Annotated in this window: 8 protein-coding genes; 1 reads left to right on the top strand and 7 read right to left on the bottom strand. The window is 60.6% G+C overall.

Features of this window, described 5'->3' with window-relative positions; translation table 11 throughout:
• The 5 genes from AB7I51_RS17035 to AB7I51_RS17055 all read right to left on the bottom strand — a co-directional run.
• Positions 1–251 (bottom strand): AAA family ATPase (locus AB7I51_RS17035; protein ID WP_428406364.1); only part of this gene is annotated, 251 nt, incomplete at its 3' end.
• Between the two features lie 129 nt (positions 252–380).
• On the bottom strand, positions 381–671 hold the full coding sequence (locus AB7I51_RS17040) for a methanol dehydrogenase [cytochrome c] subunit (protein WP_428405062.1): 291 nt from the start codon (positions 669–671) through the stop codon (positions 381–383).
• A 66-nt stretch (positions 672–737) separates the two neighbouring features.
• On the bottom strand, positions 738–1,319 hold the full coding sequence (gene moxG, locus AB7I51_RS17045) for a cytochrome c(L), periplasmic (RefSeq protein ID WP_428405063.1): 582 nt from the start codon (positions 1,317–1,319) through the stop codon (positions 738–740).
• Positions 1,320–1,355: 36 nt separating this feature from the next.
• Positions 1,356–2,270 (bottom strand): methanol oxidation system protein MoxJ, encoded by a 915-nt coding sequence (moxJ, locus tag AB7I51_RS17050; RefSeq protein ID WP_428406365.1) that lies wholly within the window; start codon positions 2,268–2,270, stop codon positions 1,356–1,358.
• A gap of 113 nt (positions 2,271–2,383) precedes the next feature.
• On the bottom strand, positions 2,384–4,258 hold the full coding sequence (locus tag AB7I51_RS17055; RefSeq protein WP_428406366.1) for a methanol/ethanol family PQQ-dependent dehydrogenase: 1,875 nt from the start codon (positions 4,256–4,258) through the stop codon (positions 2,384–2,386).
• Positions 4,259–4,580: 322 nt separating this feature from the next.
• On the opposite strand from AB7I51_RS17055, the gene AB7I51_RS17060 reads away from it, so the two are divergent.
• A complete protein-coding gene (locus AB7I51_RS17060) occupies positions 4,581–5,456 on the top strand; it encodes a serine protease (protein WP_428406301.1) in 876 nt (291 codons plus the stop codon).
• A gap of 1 nt (position 5,457) precedes the next feature.
• Here the strand turns inward: AB7I51_RS17060 and AB7I51_RS17065 are convergent, their stop codons facing one another.
• Both AB7I51_RS17065 and AB7I51_RS17070 read right to left on the bottom strand, forming a co-directional pair.
• Positions 5,458–6,333, bottom strand: coding sequence for a c-type cytochrome (locus AB7I51_RS17065; RefSeq protein WP_428405639.1), 876 nt, complete (start codon positions 6,331–6,333; stop codon positions 5,458–5,460).
• Between the two features lie 116 nt (positions 6,334–6,449).
• Positions 6,450–7,100, bottom strand: coding sequence for a pentapeptide repeat-containing protein (locus AB7I51_RS17070; protein ID WP_428405638.1), 651 nt, complete (start codon positions 7,098–7,100; stop codon positions 6,450–6,452).
• Positions 7,101–8,025 lie beyond the last annotated feature (925 nt).

Genomic DNA, 8,025 nt, shown 5'->3' on the forward strand with positions numbered 1-8,025 from the left:
ATCATGTCGACCGTGCCCTCGACGCGAGCGAAGTCGCCGCCGAGCGCACGCGACGCCGAGCGTAGCAGCGTCGTCTTGCCGACGCCCACGTCGCCCTCGATCAGCACGTGGCCGCGCGCGAAAATGCAGATCGTCACAAGCCTGATGACGCGCGCCTGTCCGAGAACGGCCTTCTGAATTTCCCGCTCGAATTCAAGGGCGCGCGCGCGCCATTCGGTGAGCTTCTCGACGACGTGCAACGTATCGTTCAAGGCCTGACCTTAACCTGCCAGAAAGAAGTGGCGGCCACGATCTCGGTAATGGGGCCGCTGCGCCGTTGTCGAATGCGCCGGCTCCAGATCGTGGCCGCTAGATTCATCGCGTTCTCATCGCGATGAAACCTATGGCGCGATCTTGCTCACGTCATATTCCCACTTGCCGGTCTTCTTGAAATTCTCGACCCGCTTCTTGTTGCGCGCTTCCATGCCCTGGATCGACGCCTGCTGCTTGGCGATTTCCTTTGGGTCGTGCTTGGGATCGTATTTCGAGCCCTCGACCTTTTCGGGAAAACCGGGCTTCGGCTCCCAGCAATTGCCGGGCGCCTTGCATTTGGTGCCGTCATAGGCGAGCGCGCCGCCGGCGCTAAACAAAACGCCGACGGCGAGCGCCGCGGCAAAAGGAATCTTACGCATCAGTTTCCTCCCTTTTCGAGGCTCGCGCCTCCTTGTTTGCGCCCCCGCGCGACGGAGGCGTGAAGACTATTTCGCCTTTGATTGGCATTGGCCGGGCGGATTTTCCGGAAACGTCTCGTGGCCGGAATAGGGCTTGAATTGCTTGCGCTGCTCGTCGGTCAACCAGGTCGCCTTTTCCGGCGCGTCCTTGAAGAGGTGACGGACCCAGGCCATCACCTTGAGCATCTCGTCAAGCGTCAGATTTTCATACTGGGGCCCCATCGACGCCTGTGCGCCGCCGTAGATCGTCGAGAAGAAGCCTTCGTCGGTTTCGTTCTGCGGATAGGTCCAATAATCATCGTTGAGCCCTGGGCCGATCTTTCCTTCGGCAAGGTGGCCGTGACATCCCGAGCACGCGGAAAGAAACAGCTGTTCGCCCTGCTTCAAACAGCTTGCGTCCTCGTTATAGGGATTTTTGCCTGTCGCCATGAACTTCTTGACGCCCTCGGTGTCCCTTCCCTCGGGCAGCGCATCGTCGAACTTGAGCACTTCGCCGGTGATGGTGTTGCGGAACGTAATCCCCGCGGTCTGCGCGATGGCGCCAAGAGCAACGAGGCTCGCCGCGGCGCCGATGAGATAGACCGAAACGCTTCCTTTTCTTTTCGACACTTATTCTCGTCCTGTTCTCGTTAGCGCGCCGCGCATCTATTGGGTGACGGGGAGAAGCGGAACGCCCTCCGCTTTGAGGATTTCATCGATCATCGGCCTTGCGGCGACGAGCGCGCTGTCGATCTCCGCCAGCAAGGCCTTGTCGGCGCGCCGCACCGCCACCGATTGATCGAATCGCTGCGGCACTTTTTCACCGCCGCTCTTCGTCGCATCGTCTTCGATCAGCGTCATCCGCAGAGGAATGGTCGAGGACTTGACGTAACGCGCGACGTCCGGCGCGAATCCGACCGCGATGTCAGCGGCGCCGCTCACCACCTCGCCGACCATTCGAGCGGGATCAATCTGCGTATATTGGTTGCGTGGCGATTTGAAATTCACCAGCGAATAAAGATAGGCCATATTGTCTTCATACTGGCCCATATCCTTGAGCAGCATTTCGCCTGGAGAGCCGAAGGCGACGACGATGTGGCCAAGCTTCTTCAAGCGCGGATCGGTCCAGGATTTGACGTCGAGGCCGCGATCGGCGCGACTGACAAAGACATAGCCGGTTCGATAGTACGGCTTTGACGTCGCCACGCGTGGATCGCCCGTATCGAGGCCGATGATGACGTCGCACAGATTCTTGTTGAGTGAATCGCGCACGAGATAGATCGCCGGCCGCTGCGACCAAACGAACTGCGCCTTGCGCTGCATGGCCTCGGCGAGCGCGACGCCAATTTTGTTTTCAAGTCCGGAGCCGTCTTCCATTGACAGCGGCGGCTGATTCTTCGCCGCGCAGATGCGAAGCGCATTGGGATCGGCGGGCGACGCCTGCTCGGCCATTTGCGAAGGCGCAGCGAAGGACGCTGCGTCGCCGGAGCCGCCGAACGAAGCGCCCTTGGCGCCGAAGCTCGCGATAGCAACGACAAGCGCGCCGCCGAAACTGAAGGACAAGCGAGTGATCCGCGACATTGTTCTATTTTCCGTGATCATTTCGATCGCCTGTTCGGTCGCGCACGGGGACGCGGCCGAACAGGCGTCTCATAACCGCGCCAGGCGGGGAGAGATCGATGGAACGGCGAAGATCAGTTCGCCTTGTATTCGCCGACGCTCAGATCGTCGTAGGGGCTCTTGCCGTCGAGCGAGAACACCATCACGCCGCCGCCCATTTGAGTGTAGTTGGCGAGCTGCTTGAAGGCGCCGACCGCGCCGAGACCGGCCGTCGGGTCCTGAAGATCGAACACGAGGCCGACTCCCGGCCAACCGCCGACTCCATACATGATGGCGACATATTCGACGCCCTTGTGCTGATAGACGATCGGATGGCCGATCACGCCCGACGGAAGCTTGAACTTCCACAAAAGTTCGCCGGTGTCGCTGTGACGGGCCTTGATGAAGCCGTCGAGCGTTCCGTAGAACACGACATTGCCGGCGGTTGCGGCGGTGCCGCCCCAAATCGCGAAGCGCTCCATCTTCTCCCATTTGAACTTGCCGGTGATGGCGTTGTAGGCCTTGATCTGGCCGAGGCCTTCACCCTTCTGGCGATCGCCCTTCGGACCTGGATACATGTTCAGCGTCGCGCCGACGAAGAACTGCCCCGCACGATAGGGAAGCATGAATGGCTCCCAATCCATGCAGATGTGATTCACGCCAAGGAAGAACAGTTCCTTGGTCGGGTCGTAAGAATCCAGACCCTGATTGTGATAACCCATCGCCGAGGGGCAGATGTCCTTGGCCAGATGATCCATGCGCGTGCCATATTCCGGATCGCGCAGCGGCAGGCCGCTCTTGAGATCGACCTTTTTGAACACATTGACCGTGTCGTCGATTTTATCGGCGGAGATCAGCGTGCCGTCGGTGCGGTCGAGCGTGTAGACGATGCCGTTGCGGTCGGGATGGGTCAGCAGCTTGCGCAGCTTGCCGTCCCTGTCCTTCTGCTCGCTGAGCATCATGAAATTGATGCCGGCATAATCCCACTCGTCATGCGGCGTCTTCTGATAGCCGAATTTCGCCTCGCCGGTGTTGAGATCGCGACCCCAGATCGTCATGGTCCATTTGTTGTCGCCGGGGCGCATGGTTTCGTTCCACGGCGCCGGATTGCCGCTGCCGTAATAGACGAGGTTCGTGCCGGGGTCGTATGCGAACCAGCCCCAGTTGGTGCCGCCGCCGATCTTCCAGGCGTCGCCTTCCCAGGTCGCCGTGCCGAGGCCCTTCTGGCCGTAATGCGGATTGGCCTTGTTGAAATCGTCGCCGATCAGCACGTCCGAATCCGGACCGGTCGCATAGGCGCGCCACTTCTGCTCGCCCGTGCGCACGTCATAGGCGGTCATATAGCCACGCACGCCAAGTTCGGCGCCAGAGCTGCCGATGAGCACAATGTCCTTATAGACATGCGGCGCGACGGTCAGCGTCGAGCCGACCTTGAAATCCGAGTTTTCGATCTTCCAATATTCTTCGCCGGTGTCGGCGTTCAGCGCGACGACATGGCCGTCAAGCAGCGTCTTGACGATGAGCGAGGGCGTCTTTCCGTCGCCGGGCCAGTAAGCGAGACCGCGATTGACGATGTCGCAGCAGGCGACGGCGCGCGCCGCGGCGTTCTGCTTGGGCTTGTGCTGCCAAAGAATGCGAGTCGGATCGTCGAGGTTGAGCGCAAACGTATTATTGGGGAAGGACGTGTGAACATACATTTTGCCGTCGATGACGATCGGCGAACCTTCGTGGCCGCTCAACAGACCGGTCGAGAACGACCAGGCGACCTTCAGATTCTTCACATTGGCGGCGTTGACCTGATTCAGCGTGCTGTAATGGTTGGCGCTGTAGTTCTTGCCCTGCATCGCCCAGTTGTCTTCGCTTTTCGTCAGAGCCTCGAGTTTGTCGTCAGCGACCGCGGCGGACATCGTCACGACCGGCGCGGCGAGCAGCACGGACAACAGGGACACGGAATTCAGCAGTTTCCTCATGGACGAGTCCTCCTGCAACGTCGCCCGGACGCCTTGATGGCTTCTTTGGCGGCGACATCGCCTCGCAGATAGACGACTAGAAATGCAGCCGTCTTGTTTCATTGAAGGTCGCCTACTCCCGCTGCGCGTGGGCGCAAATTCGAGAGACGATCCGGGGGCATATAAATTTAAGCGCGAAGCCGAGTCTCCACGATTTATCGGTAATGTGTCTCGGGAAAGATCGGCATCTTCGGTCCCGATGCTTCCCGGCGACGTGAACGCTTGACGCAAACTCGCCGGCGGATTTTGTAGAAGACGATCCTCCACGCCGCCTAGAGATCAAATGTTGGAAGCTTTTGTGCGAAGTGACCCGTCCGCGTCTCCCCGTTACACGTCATTTCCTCTCGGCCTGCAGTCGTCAGCCGTCCGGCGCGCGCTCGTGCCGGTCTTGTTGACGCTTATCGGCGCGGCGCTCGCGCATATTGGCGCGCAAAGAGCTCGTGCGGCGCTTTACCTCGACGACAGGCGAAGGGCGTTGACCGAAGCGGACATGGATCGCTTCGCCGGCACCGGCGTGCTCATGTGCTACTCGGATTTTGGAACGCTGGAGCGCGCGGCCGCCGCCTGGCTTATCGCATCACATGATCTCGTCGTGATGAATGCGCATAATTTCGTCGATCGGCGCCTCGTCCCGACGCATCCGGTAACGAATTGCTTCTTCAGGATCGCTGGCGGCGATTATTATTTCGACGAGGACAGCCTGCGCATCGGTGCTTCGATCGAATCAAAAGGGCTGCATATCACTGACGATTGGGCGCTGCTGCGTCTGTTGCAGCCCACCCCCGAAAACGTGAAACCCCAGCCGGCGCCTGACGCGAGCGACATCGCCACCGGCGCGCGCTTCAAGGTGGCGATGGTCTCGCCGGCTGGACATGCCAATACGCGCCTCGCCGCAACTATCGAATCATGCGACGTCTATCGCATCGACGAACCGTCTGAAGGTCGCATTCGCCGCGCACGTCACGACTGCAACGACGGCTATGGCGGGTCAGGTTCGGGACTCTTTACCGAAGACGGTCGATTGATCGCCATGCATAGCGCTTCGCTCGACATGAATCAGAAGCGGCCTTTCGACATCGAGACGCATTACGGTTCAGCGATGCTGTTCGAAGGCGAACTCGCCAAGGCGATCCGCGACGCGGCGTCGAAATCGCGTTAGCTCATTCCTTCGGCGGAATGGTCCGTATCCAGGCGATGAGCGCATCGAGATCGTCAGGCGACATCTTCGAAAAATGCGCTCTGGCAAGCGTCGACATCGGCGGCCTGAGCGGCGATCCGTTGCGAGAAATTCCTTGTGTGATTGCGCGTTTCAGTTCGTCATCCGACCACGCGCCGACGCCCTTTACCGGATGTGACGTGATGTTGGAGGCGACGGCGACGCCGGCGGCGTTGCGAAAGATTTTGCCGCCCGCACCGAGACGATCGCGGTAATCGGGCGCGCCGTCGATCTCAGAGCTGTGGCACGACAGGCAGCGGGCGAGCGACGCGACATAGAGGCCACGCGCGCCTTTGTCAGCGAGCGACCCTTCATCGAAGGTCGCGGTCGCTCCTGGCATCCTATGAGGCGCCCATTCGCCGCTGCGTTGCTGGGGCGACGGGAGCGGCGCGCGGATCGGCGCCGCTGAACGCAAGACGGCGATGATCGCGTCGAGATCGCGCGTCGTTAGCGGCTTGTAAGAATCCGAAGGCATGACAGGCGCAAGACGCTTCTCCCGACCGACTCCGTCGACGATGGCGGCACGCAATTCCTGGTCGGTCCAGGCGCCGACGCCGGTCTCAACGTCCGGCGAGATGTTCGAACCCCGCACGACATAGGTCGCGCCGGAAAATGTCTGCGCGCCGCCGGAAAAGCGACGGGAAAGATCATAGCCAGCCGGTCCGCGCGCCGTGTGGCAATTGTCGCACGCCGTCAGCGCTTCGACGAGATAGCGGCCGCGTTCGATATCCGCCGCCGCATTTACAGGCGCGCTGACCGGCCAGAACGCAAGCAGAGCGATCGGCATGGCGAAATGCGAGGAGAGACGATTGACGCTCATGATCAAGTCGCATGGCGAGAGATTCGGCGCTCTTAACGCAGGTCGCGCTTCGGGTCTCGCAGAAAAAATCCCAATCATTTCAGGATTGATCGGCAGGCCGGCGTCATAAGCCGGCGTCAGCGGCCGAGAGAGAGGTTCGAGCCGTCCAGCACCGCATAGTCGAAACGCGCGCCGGTCACGATTGCGCCGGTGAAACTCGCGCCCGTGAGGACCGCATGGGTGAGATTGGCGCGCGTAAGGTCGGCGCCGTCGAAATTGGCCTCCGGCAGTTCGGCGCGCACCGGAACCATGCCCTGATTGGCGGGATCGGCCCCGAGATCGGCGCCGATGAGCTTCGCCTTGCCAAATTTCACGCCCTTTCCGCCGCCGATGATCCGCGAATCGGACAGGTCGGCGCGCTCGAAATTGGCGCCGTCGAGAAGCGCGGCGTAAAGCGACGCCCCCTTCATCAGGGCGTCGGAAAAGTCCGCATTCTGCAATTCGGCGCGCGTGAAATTGGCTCCCGACAGATTGGCCTTTGCCAGCTTTGCGCCCGCGAGCCTGGCGGAGAAGAAATCTGCGCCGTGCAGATCCAGGCCGGAAAGATCGAGGCCCGAGAGATCGAGATCTCCGAGATCGACCGGGTTGCCATGCGATTCTGCGATTTTTTGTTCGATCTGCGCGCGCGACAGTTCTGCGGCGAAGACGATGTGAACAGGCGCTGCGACAAACAGAGGCGCTCCAGCGAGAAGGGCAACACCGATCGGCGTCCTGTTCAATCGTCTCATCAGTCGAACCTCGTCAACTCGCGGCGCATGAAGCCTATGTTCGACGCAATGAAGGACGCAACAGGACAATCTCTTACGAAATTCGGGAAACAGTCGAAGCCTGTCTCCCGGCGAGCGCCGCCATGGATCGAACGTCGTTTTCGCACAGTTGTTGCGCTTCCGCAACACTTGGTCTTTGCAGTAGACGCATTCGTAATAGCCGTACGGCCTTGGTCATAAATTTAAACGGCCGCAAAATCGGCAGAGACTTTTTTGCTCTTAGTCAACGCATGACGCGCATTGAGACACTGAAGCAGGATGTCGATTGTTCTTGATTGTCGACACGGCCGATGGCGCCACGTTAGGCGACCGAAGACGGAATCTCGCCGGACTCTGTATCGATCGTTCCGCTTGCTCGCGTCGCGTAAAGAGTTTTCGTGTTGCGGCTCGGGAGGTTCGCGCCTATGGCGCTAATATGCGCGATAGCGCGTTTCGCGACTGGCGCGGCACGTGTCCTCACGAGTGGCGGCCAGGGCGGGTCGGCGGATACCGGCAGTGTTTCAACCTCAGGGCGCCGCCCAGAGGCAGAGCCATCTATGCTAATTTGTCCGCCGATCCGGCGGCGGAGGTTTGAGGCATCCTCTACAAGATCACACGGCGCGACCTTGTTCGTGCGGGCGCCATGGAGGGCGTTCCGTGGTGGCGTTATCGGCCGATATCGCTCGATGCCGAAGACATCAGCGGCACAGGCTAGAGGCCGTGGCCTACATTGCCCAGGACGACGAAGACGACCACAAGCCGTCGCTCCGGTACCTGGAAACCTTCTGTAATCGGTCAACGGTCTCTCCTTGGGGTTTCTCTCGTCGTCTGCGGGTTTCACGCTTCTGTCCGCGGTCGCCGCGCAGGGCGCCGCATTCTGGGCGGTTCGATCAGCGGGTTTGAATGC

This window comes from Methylocystis sp., assembly GCF_050246715.1.
GTDB lineage: Bacteria > Pseudomonadota > Alphaproteobacteria > Rhizobiales > Beijerinckiaceae > Methylocystis.